Here is a 14,248-nt window from a genome sequence, read left to right on the forward strand (position 1 = left end):
CGCCGCGCCTTGCCGCGCCGGGCCCCTGCCGCGCGCGGTGCGAGAATGTCGCGCCCGCCGCCTGCCGCCGCGGCGCGAACCCCTGAACCTCCCGAGAGACGTATGGACACCAAGCCGATCCAGATGCACTTGCGCAGCAGCCACATCACCGAAGGCAAGTCGCGCGCGCCGAACCGCTCCATGTACTACGGCATGGGCTACAAGGAATCCGATTTCGGCAAGCCCATGGTCGGCGTGGCCAACGGCCACAGCACCATCACCCCCTGCAACAGCGGCCTGCAGAAGCTGGCCGACGCGGCGGTGGCCGGCATCCAGGAAGCCGGCGGCAACCCGCAGGTCTTCGGCGTGCCCACCATCTCCGACGGCATGGCCATGGGCACCGAGGGCATGAAGTACAGCCTGGTCAGCCGCGAAGTCATCTCCGACTGCATCGAGACCTGCGTGCAGGGCCAGTGGATGGACGGCGTGGTCGTCATCGGCGGCTGCGACAAGAACATGCCCGGCGGCCTCATGGGCATGCTGCGCGCCAACGTGCCGGCCATCTACGTGTACGGCGGCACCATCCTGCCGGGCCAGTGGAAGGGCCAGGACCTGAACATCGTGAGCGTGTTCGAGGCCGTGGGCCAGAACGCCGCCGGCAAGATCGACGACGCCGAACTCAAGGCCATCGAGCAGCACGCCATCCCGGGCACCGGCTCCTGCGGTGGCATGTACACCGCCAACACCATGTCCTCGGCCTTCGAGGCGCTGGGCATCTCGCTGCCCTACTCGTCCACCATGGCCAACCCGCACGACGAGAAGATGAACTCCGCCAAGGAGTCGGCCCGCGTGCTGCTGGAGGCCATCCGCAAGGACATCAAGCCGCGCGACATCGTCACGCGCAAGTCCATCGAGAACGCCGTGGCCGTGATCATGGCCACGGGCGGCTCCACCAACGCGGTGCTGCACTTCCTGGCCATCGCCCACGCCGCCGAGGTGGAGTGGACCATCGACGACTTCGAGCGCATCCGCCAGCGCACGCCGGTGCTGTGCGACCTCAAGCCCAGCGGCAAGCACCTGGCGGTGGACCTGCACCGCGCCGGCGGCATCCCGCAGGTCATGAAGATCCTGCTCTCGGCCGGCCTGCTGCACGGCGACTGCCTCACCATCACCGGCAAGACCATTGCCGAAGTGCTCGCCGACGTGCCCGCGCAGCCGCGCGCCGACCAGGACGTGATCCGTCCCATCGACAAGCCCATGTACGCGCAGGGCCACCTGGCCATCCTCAAGGGCAACCTCTCGCCCGAGGGCGCGGTCGCCAAGATCACCGGCCTGGCCAACCCCGTCATCACCGGCCCGGCCCGGGTGTTCGAGGACGAGCAGTCGGCGCTGCAGGCCATCCTGGACGGTCGCATCCAGGCCGGCGACGTCATGGTGCTGCGCTACCTGGGCCCCAAGGGCGGCCCCGGCATGCCCGAGATGCTGGCACCCACCGGCGCGCTCATCGGCGCCGGGCTGGGTGAGAGCGTGGGCCTCATCACCGACGGGCGCTTCTCCGGCGGGACCTGGGGCATGGTGGTGGGCCACGTGGCGCCCGAGGCCGCGGTGGGCGGCACCATCGCGCTGGTGCACGAGGGCGATTCGGTCACCATCGACGCGCACCGCCTGCTGCTGCAGCTGAACGTGCCCGAGGACGAGCTTGCCCGCCGCCGCGCCGCGTGGAAGGCGCCCGCACCGCGCTACACGCGCGGCGTGCAAGCCAAGTTCGCCTTCAATGCCTCCAGCGCCAGCAAGGGCGCCGTGCTCGACGCCTTTTGACGCGAGGCCCGGGCGCCGTCCTACGCGGCGGCCCGGGCGCGCTGCCTAGCATGAGGCGGCACCGGAGGCCCTCATGAACACCCTGTCCGTCTGGCGCGGCATCGCGCCCTCGCCCGGCTTTGCCATGCTGTCGGCCGACATCTCCACCGATGTCCTCATCATCGGTGGCGGCATCACCGGCGTCACGCTGGCCTGGCTGCTGGCGCGGCAGGGGCGCCAGGTCACGCTGCTGGAGGCGCATGAGATCGGCAGCGGCACCACGGGCAACTCCACCGGCAACCTCTACGAGACGCTCTCGCACGGCCTGCACGACGTGAGTTCGCGCTGGGGCAAGGACGTGGCCCGGCAGGTCGTCGCTGAGCGCCGCGCGGCGCTGCAGTTCATCCAGGAACAGGCCCAGGATGCCCCCGGCGCGGCCTTCCGCCGCTGCCCCCTGGTGCTCTACGCGCTGGCCGACAAGCAGCAGTCGCTGGTGGACCAGGAGTTCGAGGCCTTGTCGGCCGCCGGCTGCGCCGTCCAGCGCGGCCCGGTTCCCGCCGCGCTGCCCGCCGCTGCCGGCCCGGCCGTGATCCTTGCGGACCAGGCGCAGTTCCAGCCGCAGGCGTATCTGGTTCACCTGGCGCAGGAAGCCGCGCGAGCCGGCGCGCGCATCCACGAGCACAGCCGCGTGCTGGACATCAATGCCAGGACGCGCATCGTCGACACCGCCACCGGCGCGGTGAATGCGCGCGAGATCGTCATGGCCACGCACACGCCCAAGGGCATCCGCCTGGTGCATGCCGAGATGCCGGTGTACCGCGAGTACGCGGTGGCGCTGCCCTTCGTGGACGGCGCCCGCGACCCGGGGCCGGGCATCTTCTGGGCCAAGGGCGAGGAGGGCCTGTCGATGCGCACCCTGGAGCAGCCGGACGGGCGCAGGTTCCTGATCTGCGTCGGCCAGGAGCATCCGCCCGGGGCCCACAACGCCAAGGCGGCGCTGATGGCGGTGGAAGCGGCGGCGCAGCGCCATTTCGGCGACGCCGAGCCGGCCTACCGCTGGTCGGCCCAGCACTACAAGGGCGCTGACGGACTGCCCTACATCGGCCGCGATGCCTCGGGCTGCCTGGTCGCCACCGGCTTCGCCACCGACGGCCTCACCTGGGGCACGGTCGCCGCTCGGCTGCTCGCCGAGGAAGTGGCCGACCGCAGCCCGCCCTTCGCCGCGCTGTGCAAGCCCACGCGCCTGTCGCCCATCAAGGGCGCGCGGACCATCCTGGAGGAAGCCACCGTCACCGCCCGCTCGCTGGTCAAGGACTACCTCACCCACCGGCAGGAGGAAAAACTCTCCAGCCTCGCGCCGGGCGACAGCGCGGTGGTCGATTCCGAAGGCGAGAGCTGCGCCGCCTGGCGTTCACCGCAGGGCGAACTGTTCGCGGTCTCGTCCGTGTGCACGCACATGGGCTGCAAGGTGCACTGGAACAGCGTGGAGACGAGCTGGGACTGCCCCTGCCACGGCAGCCGCTTCCGGCCGGACGGCACGGTCATCGAAGGGCCGGCGCTCAGGCCGCTGGCCCGCCGTCACCCGAGGTCGCTGGAGCCCTGAAGCGTCGCCGCTTCAGAGCACGGTGTTGCGGCCGTTGTTGCGCGCGATGATCTTGCGCATGCGCGCGATGCGGCGCGACTCCTCGCGCTCGGCCACGCGCTTCTTGGTGATGCCGGTGAGGTCGCAGAACGCCCACCAGAACGACACCAGCGGGAAAGGCAGCATGACGCCCCACCAGGGCCAGTCGGCCACGGGTGCGACGCCCAGCAGTTTGAGCGCGACGAGCAGCAGCCCGAGCCCCAGCAGATACATAGGTGGTTCCCCTCGAATCAGGGCGGTGTCGGTGCCTCTTGGGGGCCGCAGTCAACCGCCATCACTACAATTGCGTTGGCTGACTGTAAACCAACCCAAGAGGAAGACTGCATGAAACGCGCTGTGTTCGTCCTGTTCGCCGCCGCCGCTGTTGCGGGCCCGGCACTGGCGGATCAAGCCCTGGCCACCGCCAAGAACTGCATGGCCTGCCATGCAGTGGACAAGAAGCTGGTGGGGCCGTCCTTCAAGGACATCTCGGCCAAGTACGCCGCCGACTCGGGCGCCGCGGACAAGCTGGCCGTCAAGATCATCAAGGGCGGCTCGGGCGTCTGGGGCCCGGTGCCCATGCCCGCCAACGCGCAGGTCAGCGAGGCGGAAGCCAAGAAGCTCGCCGCCTGGGTCATGAGCCAGAAGTAATCCGGGCCTTCGCGCCCCCTGCCGGAAAGGCCGCTGCACGCGGCCTTTTCCTTTCTTGCAGCCGCGGGCTCTTGATAAAGTCGCAGGCCCGTCGCAAGCAGGGTCCGCGTCCCCTCCCCTGTTTCCACCCCATCCACGAGAAGGCCGCCATGCCCCGTACCGTTCACTGCATCAAGCTCGGCAAGGAAGCCGAAGGCCTGGACCTGCCGCCCTACCCGGGCGAGCTGGGCAAGCGCATCTATGACAACGTGAGCAAGCAGGCCTGGGCCGACTGGCTCAAGCACCAGACCATGCTGGTCAACGAGAACCGTCTCAACCTGGCCGACCAGCGCGCCCGCGAGTACCTCAAGCGCCAGATGGAGAGCCACTTCTTCGGCTCCGGCGCCGACCAGGCGGCCGGCTACGTGCCGCCCAGCGCCACCTCCTGATGCAGGCAAGGCGCGCCCCGCGCGCATGAGCGCACCCATCGGCGGACTGCGGGTCGCCCTGTTCCTCACCGGCACCGGGACACCGCGCGACCTTCTCGAGACCTGGCAGGCCTGGCAGCAGGACGCCCCGGAGGCGGCGCGGCTGCACCTGCTGGCCATCGAGCCCTGGCCGAAACCCGCCGCCGAGTGGCTCCCCGACCTTCCGCCCGCACTGTCCGCGCTCGGCGCCCGGCTCGGCGAGGCCTGGTGGGGACTGGTGCCTGGCCTGCACCGCATGGCCTTCGAGCGTGGGCGCGTCACCGTCTCTGTCTTCGTCGGCCCGGCGCAGGACGCCCTGCGCGAGCTCGCGTTCACGGCCGACGAGGTCCACCTCGGCGCCGCGGGTGCGGCCGTTCCCCGCGACGCCGCGGCCTTGCGGCCCGTGGCGCGACTGTGCCGCCGGGGCACGGTGCTGCGGGCCAGCGACGCGGACGAGTCCCTGCGCCATGGCCTCGCGAGCGCCGGCTTCGTCATCCGCCACGACCGGGGCGAAAGCCTGGAGGCGATCTATGCCCCGGCCTGGACGCCCAGGGTGCGACGAGGCGACGCACGGCGAGGCAACGAGCGACACGGTTCCGAGCACGCGGTGGTCGTCGGCGGCGGGCTGGCCGGCGCGGCCGTGGCCTCGTCGCTGGCGCGGCGTGGCTGGCGCGTGCAGGTGATCGACGCCGCCGCGCATCCCGCCTCCGGCGCCTCGGCCTTGCCCGCGGGGCTGCTCGCGCCGCATGTCTCGCCGGACGACAACCTGCTGTCCCGCCTGTCGCGCGCGGGCCTGCGGCTCACGCGCGCTGAAGCGCAGGCCTTGCTGCGGCCAGGCGTGGACTGGGACGGCCAAGGCACGCTGGAGCACCGCATCAAGCCCGCCAGCCGGCGCAAGGAGCGCGACGCCCCACCCGCCGACGCACTCGAATCGCTGCTGCAGCGCCGTCCCGCCGTCGGTTTCGCCGACGACTGGAGTTGTGCCGCCGGCGCCCGGCACAAGCAGGAGGCCCTGCTGCCCGGGAACGCCGCCGCCCTGTGGCACGCCCGCGCGGCCTGGATCCGACCCGGCGCGCTCGTGCGGGCCTGGCTGGACCAGCCCGGTATCGCGTGGCGCGGTGGCCTGCAGGTGCAGCGAATCGAGCATGACGCCGGTACGTGGCACCTCTTCGATTCGAACGGGCGCGCACTGGCCGACGCGCCGCTGCTCGTCGTTGCCGCCGCGCTGGGCTCGGCACCGCTGCTGGACCATCGGCTCCTGCTGCATCCGGTGCGCGGCCAGGTGTCCTGGGCGCCGCACCGTCCCGGGCAGCGCCTGCCGGCCCGGCCGGTGAACGGCAACGGCCACTTCCTGCCGGCCGTGCCCCTGGATGGGGGCATGGCCTGGATGAGCGGCTCCAGCTACGGCCGCGGCGAGCGCGAGCTGCAGCCACGCGAGGCCGACCACCAGGCCAACTTCGAGCGCATTCGCACGCTGCTGCCCGCCGTTGCGGACCAGCTCGCGCCCGAGTTCGCCGCCGGCCGCGTGCAGGCCTGGACGGGCGTGCGCTGCGCGAGCGGCGACCGCCGGCCGCTGGTGGGCGAGATCGCACCCGGTCTGTGGGTGAGCACGGCCATGGGCTCGCGCGGCCTGACCTTCGCCGCGCTGTGCGCCGAACTCATCGCCTCCCGGCTGCACGAGGAGCCGCTGCCGCTGCCGCTCTCGCTGGCCATGGCGCTGGACGCGCATCGCTGAGCGGGTAAGCAAGCGCTGCACGCCCCCCAGCAGCGCGGGCTGGTGCATACACTGGCCACCCCTGTCCGCCGCCCAGCGCCTTGATCGCCCTCGACTTCACCCTCGGCCTCATCGCCCTCATCGCCGGCGCCGAACTCCTGGTGCGCGGCGCCTCGAAGCTGGCCCTGTCCTTCGGCATCTCGCCCCTGGTGGTGGGCCTCACGGTGGTGGCCTTCGGCACCAGCGCACCGGAAGTCGCCGTGTCCATCCGCTCGGCCTATGCGGGCCAGGTGGACATCGCCATGGGCAACGTGGTGGGCTCCAACATCTTCAACGTGCTCTTCATCCTGGGCGTGGCTGCGCTGATCTCGCCGCTGCTGGTCGCACGCCAGCTGATCCGGCAGGAGGTGCCGATCATGCTCGGCTGCTTCGTGCTGCTCTACCTCTTCGCGCTGGACGGGAAGATCAGCCGCTTCGACGGCTTCGCCGGCGTGCTGCTGCTGGGCCTGTACAACGTGTTCCTCATCCTGCAAAGCCGCCGGGAACAGCAGCGCAACGGCGACGAGAGCCCGCCGGCCAAGGACGGCTGGGATTCGAAGCTCTGGGTGCAGCTCCTGCTCATCGCGGCGGGCCTGGCGCTGCTGGTGTTCGGCGCGCGCGCGCTGGTCGACGCGGCCGTGGCGCTGGCCCGCCTCTTCGGGCTGAGCGAGCTGGTGATCGGCCTGACCATCATCGCGGCGGGCACCTCATTGCCTGAAGTCGCCGCATCCGTCCTCGCCGCCATTCGCGGCCAGCGCGACATTGCCGTGGGCAACGTGGTGGGCAGCAACATCTTCAACGTGCTGGGCGTCCTGGGGGTCTCGTCCCTGGTCGCACCCGAGGCGCTGCCGGTGGCGCCGGCCATGCTCAACGCCGACCTGCCGGTGCTGATCGGCATCGGCATCGCCTGCCTGCCCATCTTCTTCACGGGCAATGTCATCGCGCGCTGGGAGGGCGCGCTGTTCCTGGCGTTCTACGTTGCCTACACGGCCTATGTCCTCATGGCGGCACAGCAGCGGGAGGCGGCCTCGGCCTTCGGTTTCGCCATGGGTGCCTTCGTCGCGCCGCTGACGGTCGTGACGCTGCTGGTGGTCGGCTGGCGCGAATACGTGCAGCGACGCGCGCGCAAGGCCCGCAAGTAGGCGGTCGCGAGGCTCATATGCCCTGCGCCATATAACGCCCAGAGAAAAAGTTAGTTTGGAATCCGAAGGCGGGCCTCTAGAGTGCCCGCATGTACCAGTACACCGAGTTCGACCGGGAGTTCGTGCGCGCGCGGGCGGCCCAGTACCGCGACCAGCTCGAGCGCTTCCAGCGCGGCGAGTTGGGCGAAGACGAGTTCCGCCCCCTGCGCCTGCAAAACGGCTGGTATATCCAGCGCTACGCACCCATGCTGCGCGTTGCCGTGCCCTACGGCGAAATCTCCAGCGCCCAGCTGCGCGTGCTGGCCCGCATCGCGCGTGAGTACGACCAGCCCAGCGCCGAGCTCTTCGCCGAGGCGCGCGAGAAACAGGACGCGCTCGGCCCCGTGCCTTTGCCCGGCGGCGGCTCGGTGCACTCGCGCCTGACCGTCGGCTACGGCCACTTCACCACCCGCCAGAACGTCCAGTTCAACTGGATCCCGCTGGACAAGAGTGCCGACGTCATGGAGCTGCTGGCCAGCGTGGACATGCACGGCATCCAGACCAGCGGCAACTGCATCCGCAACATCACCACCGACGCGCTGGCCGGCATCGCGCCGGACGACGTCGCCGACCCGCGCCCTTTCTGCGAGATCCTGCGTCAGTGGAGCACGCTGCATCCCGAGTTCGCCTTCCTGCCGCGCAAGTTCAAGATCGCCGTCTCCGGGTCTCGCGAGGACCGCGCGGCCACCTACTGGCACGACGTGGGCCTGCACCTCGTGCGCGACCCCGAGGACAGGCTGGGCTTTCGCGTGCTGGTGGGCGGCGGCATGGGTCGCACGCCCGTCACCGCCACTGTCGTGCGCGAGTTCCTGCCCTGGGACCAGGTGCTCAACTACCTGGAAGCCGTGGTGCGCGTCTACAACCGCTGGGGCCGGCGCGACAACATGTACAAGGCCCGCATCAAGATCCTGGTCAAGGCCGAGGGCCAGCGCTACATCGCCGAGGTGGAGGCCGAGTACCGCGCCATCACCGAGCAGGACGGCGCCCCGCACACCATCACGCCGGCCGAACTCGACCGCGTGTCCGCCAGCTTCCTCGCGCCGCGCATCTCGCAGGGCAACGCCCTGCCCGCGCCGGACGGTGAAGGCCAGGTGGACCTGGAGCCGGCCTACCAGCGCTGGCTGCAGTCCAACGTCACCCGCCACCGCGACCCGCATCTGCGCGCCGTCACGCTGTCCTTCAAGCGCCTGGGCCAGGCGCCCGGCGACGCCACGGGCGAGCAGCTCGACGCCGCCGCCGAGCTGGCCGAGCGCTTCTCCGCCGGCGAGGCGCGCGTCACCCATGACCAGAACCTGCTGCTGCCCTGGGTCCGCGCCCGCGACCTGCCGGCGCTGTGGCACGCCGCGCGCAAGGTGGGCCTGGCCAAGGCCAACATCGGCCTGCTGTCGGACATGATCGCCTGCCCCGGCGGCGACTTCTGCGCCCTGGCCAATGCCCGTTCGCTGCCCATCGCCGAGGCCATCACCCAGCGCTACCAGGACCTGGACGAGCTCCACGACATCGGGCCCATCGACCTGCACATCAGCGGCTGCATCAACTCCTGCGGCCACCACCACAGCGGCCACATCGGCATCCTCGGCGTCGACAAGGACGGCAAGGAGTGGTACCAGGTCACCCTGGGCGGCTCGGACGGCTCGCGCCTGTCGGGCGCGCCCGGTGCGGGCAAGGTGGTCGGCCCCTCCTTCTCCGCGGCCGAAGTGCCCGAGGTGATCGAGGCCGTGCTGGACACCTACCGCGCCCAGCGCCGCAGCAGCGGCGAGCGCGCGGAAACCTTCGTCGAAACCCTGCGCCGCGTCGGCCTGGAGCCGTTCAAGACGGCCGCCAACGGCGCGCGCTTCGCGGCCCGGGAGGTGGCGTGATGAACCGCACCCTCGAACTCCTGGGCGGCGCCCAGCACGAGGCGCAGCCTGCCGACGCCCAGGTGCTCGTCCTTGCCAACGACGCGGACCCGCTCACCGCGCCGCTGGACGGCATCACCCGCATCGACCTGCACTTCCCCAAGTTCAGCGACGGCCGCGCCTACAGCCAGGCCGCCATGCTGCGCCGCCGCCGCGGCTTCACCGGTGACATCCGCGCCACCGGCGACGTGCTGGTGGACCAGCTGGTGCAGATGCAGCGCACGGGCTTTACCAGCGCCGTGTTGCGCTCCGACCAGGACCTGAGCCACGTGGAACCGCAATTCGCACGCTTTCCTGGCTACTACCAGGGCGACACGCAGCAAGCCATGCCGCTGTTCCGGAAGGCCGCGTGATGAGCGCCACCCACCTGCATGCCCGGCCCAGCGCCGGCTTCGATACCCGCCTGGCCGAAACGCAGGCCCTGCTGCGCCGCGCGGCCGCCGAATTCGCCCCGCTCACGCAGGCCTCCAGCCTGGGCGCCGAGGACGTGGTGATCACGCACCTGATCAACGCGCTCGGCCTGGACATCCCGGTTTTCGTGCTGGACACCGGCATGCTGCACGCCGAGACGCTGGCCCTGCTGGAACGCACCCGCGCCAGCTCGAACGTGCCGGTGCGCGTATTCCAGCCGCGCGAGGAAGCCACCATCGCCTTCGTGGCCCGCGAGGGCCAGGACGCCATGTACCGCAGCCTCGCGTTGCGCAAGGCCTGCTGCCAAATCCGCAAGATGGAGCCGCTCGCCCGCGCCCTGGACGGCCAGCGCGCCTGGATCACCGGCCTGCGGCGCGAGCAGTCGGCCACGCGCGCCGAGGTGCCGCTCATCGACACCAGCGAGGCGCGCACCAAGTTCAACCCCTTGGCCGACTGGACCTGGGGCGACGTGTGGCACTACATCGCCACGCGCGGCGTGGACTACAACCCGCTGCACGACCAGTTCTATCCCAGCATCGGCTGCGCGCCCTGCACCCGGGCCATCAGCCTGGGCGAGGACTTCCGCGCCGGCAGGTGGTGGTGGGAGGACGAGGCCGCCAAGGAATGCGGCTTGCACGTGAAGAAGACGACGGAGGACACCCCGGCATGAACGCACGCACCGAACCGCGCTATCTCGAGCGCCTGAGCAACCGCCACCTCGACGCGCTGGAGGAGGAAGCCATCTTCGTGTTGCGCGAGGTCGCCGCTGCCTTCGAGCGGCCCACCCTGCTCTTCTCCGGCGGCAAGGATTCGCTGGTGCTGCTGCGCTGCGTCGAGAAGGCCTTCGGCCGTGGCCGGCTGCCCTACCCGCTGCTGATGATCGACACGGGCCACAACTTCCCGGAAGTCACCGCCTTCCGTGACCAGCGCGCGCAGGAGCTGGGCGCCGAACTCATCGTGCGCAGCGTGGAAGACTCCATGAAGCGCGGCACGGTGCGGCTCGCGCGGCCCGACGAGTCGCGCAACGCGCACCAGTCGGTCACGCTGCTGGAGGCCATCGAGGAGTTCCGCTTCGACGCGCTGATCGGCGGTGCCCGCCGCGACGAGGAGAAGGCCCGCGCCAAGGAGCGCATCTTTTCCCACCGCGACGGCTTCGGCCAGTGGCAGCCCAAGGACCAGCGCCCGGAGCTGTGGACCCTGTTCAACACGCGCCTGCAACCCGGCGAGCATTTCCGCGTCTTCCCCATCTCCAACTGGACCGAGCTGGACGTGTGGCAATACATCGAGCGCGAGCAGATCGCGCTGCCCGCCCTCTACTACGCGCATCAGCGCCAGGTGGTGGAGCGCCGCGGCCTGCTCGTTCCCGTGACCGAGCTCACCCCGCCGCGCGAGGGCGAGGCCGTGGTCACGCGCACGGTGCGCTTTCGCACCGTGGGCGACATCACCTGCACCTGCCCGGTGGAAAGCCCCGCTGCCGACGCCTCGGCCGTCGTGCTCGAAACCCTGGCCGCCGAAGTGAGCGAACGCGGCGCCACCCGCATGGACGACAAGACCTCCGACGCCTCCATGGAAAAGCGCAAGAAGGACGGATATTTCTGATGACCGCCGCCCCCCAGACCCTCTCCGCCCCCGTGCAGGCGCCGCCGCACGGCGACCATGAAGCCGCCCTGCGCTTCATCACCTGCGGCAGCGTGGACGACGGCAAGAGCACCCTCATCGGCCGCCTGCTGGTGGACAGCCGTGCCGTGCTCCAGGACCAGCTCGCCAGCGTCTCGCGCTCGGGGCAGGCGGACCTGGCGCTGCTCACCGACGGCCTGTCGGCCGAGCGGGAACAGGGCATCACCATCGACGTGGCCTACCGCTACTTCGCCACGCCCGCGCGCAAGTTCATCATCGGCGACGCACCCGGCCATGAGCAGTACACGCGCAACATGGTCACCGCCGCCTCCAGCGCCGACGCGGCCGTGGTGCTGGTGGACGCCACCAAGCTCGACTGGTGCAGCCCCCAGCTGGAGCTGCTCGCGCAGACGCGCCGCCACACGCTGCTGGTGAACCTGCTGCGCGTGCCGGCCATCGTGTTCACGGTCAACAAGCTCGACGCGGTGGACGACCCCGCCCTCGCCTTCGCGCACATCCGCGCGGCCCTGCAGCGCTTCGCGCTCGCGGCCGGTGTCGGCGTGCGGGCCATCGTGCCCATCTCCGCGCTCAAGGGTCACAACGTCGCCACCGCGCAGCCCGGCTGGTGCGACTACCACGGCCCTTCCCTGCTGCAGCTGCTCGAATCCCTGGACGTCACCCCTGCCCCCGACCAGGCCGAATTCGCCTTCCCGGTGCAGTGGGTGGAGAAGTTCCATGACCGCGCCGACACCGCGCAGGGCCGCCGTGTCTTCTGGGGCCGCGTGGCCTCGGGCCAGGCCCGCGTCGGCCAGCCGGTGCGCGTGATGCCCAGCGGCCAGACGGCCCTGGTGGCCCAGGTGCTGGACCACGTGCGCCACGCGCGGGACATTCCCGCCGGCCACAGCGCCGGCCTGGTCCTGGACCGGGAGGTGGACGTCTCGCGCGGCGACTGGCTGCTCGCCCCCGAATCGGCCGAGCCCTCGCGCGAACTCACCGCCACCGTCGCCTGGCTGGACGACGAGCCCCTGGTACCTGGCCGCGCCTACTGGGCGCTGCACGGCCACCGCTGGGTCAAGGCCAAGGTCAAGCGGGTGCTGCACCGCCTGGACATCCACACCCTCTCCCAAGCCGAGGCCGCGCAGCTGGAGGCCAACGCCATCGGCCGCGTGGAACTCGCCCTCCAGGAGCCCCTGGCCACGCAGCCCTATGCCCGCTCGCGCGTGCTCGGCTCGCTGGTCCTGGTGGACACTGCCACGCACCGCACGGCCGGCGCGGTGCTGGTGGACTGAGTTCACCCCTCCCCGGACCATGGCCGGGCTGCCCCGGCCTTTTTTGCGTTTTCACCCGCCTAGAATTACGGGTTTCCCCGTCTTCACCGCCATGACCCACGTCGTCTCCGAATCCTGTATCCGCTGCAAGTACACCGACTGCGTCGACGTCTGCCCCGTGGACTGCTTCCGCGAGGGACCGAACATGCTGGTGATCGACCCGGACGAATGCATCGACTGCGCGGTGTGCATCCCCGAATGCCCCGTCAACGCCATCTACGCCGAGGAAGACCTCCCGGCCGACCAGCTCGCCTTCGTCAAGCTCAACGCGGACCTGTCCCGCGACCCCAGCTGGAAGAGCATCACCAAGCGCAAGCCCGCGCTGCCGGATGCCGATGAGTGGAAGGACAAGCCGGGCAAGATCTCCGAGCTGGTCCGCTGACGCGCGCATCGTCTCCCCCGGCATGAGCCCCGAACTCGGCGAGCAGCTGCGCGGCACGGTGGCCGCGCAGGACCGTGCGACCGAAACCGATGCGGTCATCATCGGCGCCGGTCCCGTCGGGCTGTTCCAGGTGTTCGAGCTGGGCCTGCTGGAGATCAAGGCCCACGTCATCGACGCCCTGCCGCACCCCGGCGGCCAGTGCATCGAGCTCTACCCCGACAAGCCCATCTACGACATTCCGGCCGTCCCGGTGTGCACGGGCCAGGAACTCACAACCAACCTCCTCAAGCAGATCGAGCCCTTCGGCGCCACCTTCCACCTGGGCCAGGAAGTCACCACCGTGCGCCGCGAGGCCGATGGCCGCTTCTTCATCGAGACCAGCAAGGGCACGCGCTTTCTCTCGCGCACGGTCTTCATCGCCGCGGGCGTCGGCGCCTTCCAGCCGAGGGCCTTGAAGGTCGAGGGCATCGACGCCTTCGAGGGCCGCCAGCTGTTCTACCGCGTGCGCAAGCCCGCCGACTTCGCGGGCAGGAACCTCGTGATCCTGGGCGGTGGCGACTCCGCGCTGGACTGGGCGCTGCACTTCGCGGGCGAAGGCCCGCACCGCGCCGAAAGCGTCATCCTCGTGCACCGCCGCGACGGCTTCCAGGCCGCGCCGGCCTCCATCGCCCGCATGCGCGAGCTGTGCGATCGGCAGGAGATGCAGTTCATCGTCGGGCAGGTCACCGGCTACGAAGAACGCGAGGGGCGCCTCACAGGCCTGAAGGTCACCGGCGGCGATGCCGTCACCCGCGTGGTCCCGCTCGACGTGCTGCTGGTCTTCTTCGGCCTCTCGCCCAAGCTCGGCCCCATCGCCGACTGGGGCCTGGACATCGAGCGCAAGCAGCTCGTCGTGGACACCGAGAAGTTCTCCACCAGCGTGCCGGGCATCTTCGCCGTGGGCGACATCAACACCTACCCGGGCAAGAAGAAGCTGATCCTCTGCGGCTTCCACGAATGCGCCCTCGCCGCCTTCGGCGCCGCGCCCATCGTCTTCCCGGAAAAAGGCAAGGTGCCGCTGCAGTACACCACCACGTCCACCCGGCTGCACAAGGTGCTGGGCGTGGACACGCCGGTCTTCGATTGAGGTCTCGCGCGCCGCTCGCAAGCGCCTCTGCATTTTTCTACGCCCCTCCACGGAAGAG

General features: G+C 70.6%; 14 protein-coding genes. 13 read left to right on the forward strand and 1 reads right to left on the reverse strand.

Annotated features, from left to right (window positions below):
- Positions 1–102: 102 nt before the first annotated feature.
- Together ilvD and EZ242_RS05565 are read left to right on the forward strand one after the other, a co-directional pair.
- On the forward strand, positions 103–1,797 hold the full coding sequence (gene ilvD, locus EZ242_RS05560) for a dihydroxy-acid dehydratase (protein ID WP_135284149.1): 1,695 nt from the start codon (positions 103–105) through the stop codon (positions 1,795–1,797).
- Between the two features lie 73 nt (positions 1,798–1,870).
- Positions 1,871–3,379, forward strand: a complete 1,509-nt coding sequence (locus tag EZ242_RS05565; protein WP_135284150.1) for an FAD-dependent oxidoreductase — start codon at positions 1,871–1,873, stop codon at positions 3,377–3,379.
- 12 nt (positions 3,380–3,391) lie between these two features.
- Here EZ242_RS05565 and EZ242_RS05570 read toward each other — a convergent pair whose 3' ends face one another.
- Positions 3,392–3,631, reverse strand: a complete 240-nt coding sequence (locus tag EZ242_RS05570; protein ID WP_135284151.1) for a TIGR04438 family Trp-rich protein — start codon at positions 3,629–3,631, stop codon at positions 3,392–3,394.
- Between the two features lie 111 nt (positions 3,632–3,742).
- Here EZ242_RS05570 and EZ242_RS05575 point away from each other — a divergent pair, with 111 nt between their 5' ends.
- The 11 genes from EZ242_RS05575 to EZ242_RS05625 all read left to right on the forward strand — a co-directional run bounded on the left by EZ242_RS05575 (position 3,743) and on the right by EZ242_RS05625 (position 14,190).
- Positions 3,743–4,048: a c-type cytochrome gene (locus EZ242_RS05575; RefSeq protein WP_135284152.1), complete on the forward strand. Its 306-nt coding sequence runs from the start codon at positions 3,743–3,745 to the stop codon at positions 4,046–4,048.
- A 149-nt stretch (positions 4,049–4,197) separates the two neighbouring features.
- Positions 4,198–4,476, forward strand: coding sequence for an oxidative damage protection protein (locus EZ242_RS05580; RefSeq protein WP_135284153.1), 279 nt, complete (start codon positions 4,198–4,200; stop codon positions 4,474–4,476).
- A gap of 25 nt (positions 4,477–4,501) precedes the next feature.
- Positions 4,502–6,229: an FAD-dependent 5-carboxymethylaminomethyl-2-thiouridine(34) oxidoreductase MnmC1 gene (gene mnmC1 / locus EZ242_RS05585; protein WP_135284154.1), complete on the forward strand. Its 1,728-nt coding sequence runs from the start codon at positions 4,502–4,504 to the stop codon at positions 6,227–6,229.
- 80 nt (positions 6,230–6,309) lie between these two features.
- Positions 6,310–7,389 (forward strand): calcium/sodium antiporter, encoded by a 1,080-nt coding sequence (locus tag EZ242_RS05590; RefSeq protein ID WP_135284155.1) that lies wholly within the window; start codon positions 6,310–6,312, stop codon positions 7,387–7,389.
- A gap of 89 nt (positions 7,390–7,478) precedes the next feature.
- The gene (locus EZ242_RS05595; protein WP_135284156.1) at positions 7,479–9,287 is read left to right on the forward strand and encodes a nitrite/sulfite reductase; all 1,809 of its coding nucleotides are present in this window, start codon (positions 7,479–7,481) and stop codon (positions 9,285–9,287) included.
- A complete protein-coding gene (locus tag EZ242_RS05600) occupies positions 9,287–9,679 on the forward strand; it encodes a DUF934 domain-containing protein (RefSeq protein WP_135284157.1) in 393 nt (130 codons plus the stop codon). Before EZ242_RS05595 ends, EZ242_RS05600 begins: the two co-directional genes overlap by 1 nt.
- Positions 9,679–10,407 (forward strand): phosphoadenylyl-sulfate reductase, encoded by a 729-nt coding sequence (locus tag EZ242_RS05605; RefSeq protein ID WP_135284158.1) that lies wholly within the window; start codon positions 9,679–9,681, stop codon positions 10,405–10,407. The genes EZ242_RS05600 and EZ242_RS05605 overlap by 1 nt, the downstream gene beginning before the upstream one ends.
- Positions 10,404–11,336, forward strand: coding sequence for a sulfate adenylyltransferase subunit CysD (cysD, locus tag EZ242_RS05610; protein ID WP_135284159.1), 933 nt, complete (start codon positions 10,404–10,406; stop codon positions 11,334–11,336). Before EZ242_RS05605 ends, cysD begins: the two co-directional genes overlap by 4 nt.
- Positions 11,336–12,643 (forward strand): sulfate adenylyltransferase subunit 1, encoded by a 1,308-nt coding sequence (locus tag EZ242_RS05615; RefSeq protein WP_135284160.1) that lies wholly within the window; start codon positions 11,336–11,338, stop codon positions 12,641–12,643. Before cysD ends, EZ242_RS05615 begins: the two co-directional genes overlap by 1 nt.
- A 91-nt stretch (positions 12,644–12,734) precedes the next feature.
- Positions 12,735–13,064: a ferredoxin FdxA gene (gene fdxA / locus EZ242_RS05620; RefSeq protein ID WP_135284161.1), complete on the forward strand. Its 330-nt coding sequence runs from the start codon at positions 12,735–12,737 to the stop codon at positions 13,062–13,064.
- 22 nt (positions 13,065–13,086) lie between these two features.
- Positions 13,087–14,190 (forward strand): NAD(P)/FAD-dependent oxidoreductase, encoded by a 1,104-nt coding sequence (locus tag EZ242_RS05625; protein WP_135284162.1) that lies wholly within the window; start codon positions 13,087–13,089, stop codon positions 14,188–14,190.
- Positions 14,191–14,248: the final 58 nt, after the last annotated feature.

Origin of the sequence: Ramlibacter rhizophilus, from assembly GCF_004681965.1 — a bacterium.
Lineage (GTDB): Bacteria > Pseudomonadota > Gammaproteobacteria > Burkholderiales > Burkholderiaceae_C > Ramlibacter > Ramlibacter rhizophilus.

Excerpts from the sequence above, each read along its gene's own strand:
- ilvD (WP_135284149.1), top strand. The coding sequence starts at position 103 with ATGGACACCAAGCCGATCCAGATGCACTTGCGCAGCAGCCACATCACC.
- EZ242_RS05565 (WP_135284150.1), top strand. The coding sequence starts at position 1,871 with ATGAACACCCTGTCCGTCTGGCGCGGCATCGCGCCCTCGCCCGGCTTT.
- EZ242_RS05570 (WP_135284151.1), bottom strand. The coding sequence starts at position 3,631 with ATGTATCTGCTGGGGCTCGGGCTGCTGCTCGTCGCGCTCAAACTGCTG.
- EZ242_RS05575 (WP_135284152.1), top strand. The coding sequence starts at position 3,743 with ATGAAACGCGCTGTGTTCGTCCTGTTCGCCGCCGCCGCTGTTGCGGGC.
- EZ242_RS05580 (WP_135284153.1), top strand. The coding sequence starts at position 4,198 with ATGCCCCGTACCGTTCACTGCATCAAGCTCGGCAAGGAAGCCGAAGGC.
- mnmC1 (WP_135284154.1), top strand. The coding sequence starts at position 4,502 with ATGAGCGCACCCATCGGCGGACTGCGGGTCGCCCTGTTCCTCACCGGC.
- EZ242_RS05595 (WP_135284156.1), top strand. The coding sequence starts at position 7,479 with ATGTACCAGTACACCGAGTTCGACCGGGAGTTCGTGCGCGCGCGGGCG.
- EZ242_RS05600 (WP_135284157.1), top strand. The coding sequence starts at position 9,287 with ATGAACCGCACCCTCGAACTCCTGGGCGGCGCCCAGCACGAGGCGCAG.
- EZ242_RS05605 (WP_135284158.1), top strand. The coding sequence starts at position 9,679 with ATGAGCGCCACCCACCTGCATGCCCGGCCCAGCGCCGGCTTCGATACC.
- cysD (WP_135284159.1), top strand. The coding sequence starts at position 10,404 with ATGAACGCACGCACCGAACCGCGCTATCTCGAGCGCCTGAGCAACCGC.
- EZ242_RS05615 (WP_135284160.1), top strand. The coding sequence starts at position 11,336 with ATGACCGCCGCCCCCCAGACCCTCTCCGCCCCCGTGCAGGCGCCGCCG.
- fdxA (WP_135284161.1), top strand. The coding sequence starts at position 12,735 with ATGACCCACGTCGTCTCCGAATCCTGTATCCGCTGCAAGTACACCGAC.
- EZ242_RS05625 (WP_135284162.1), top strand. The coding sequence starts at position 13,087 with ATGAGCCCCGAACTCGGCGAGCAGCTGCGCGGCACGGTGGCCGCGCAG.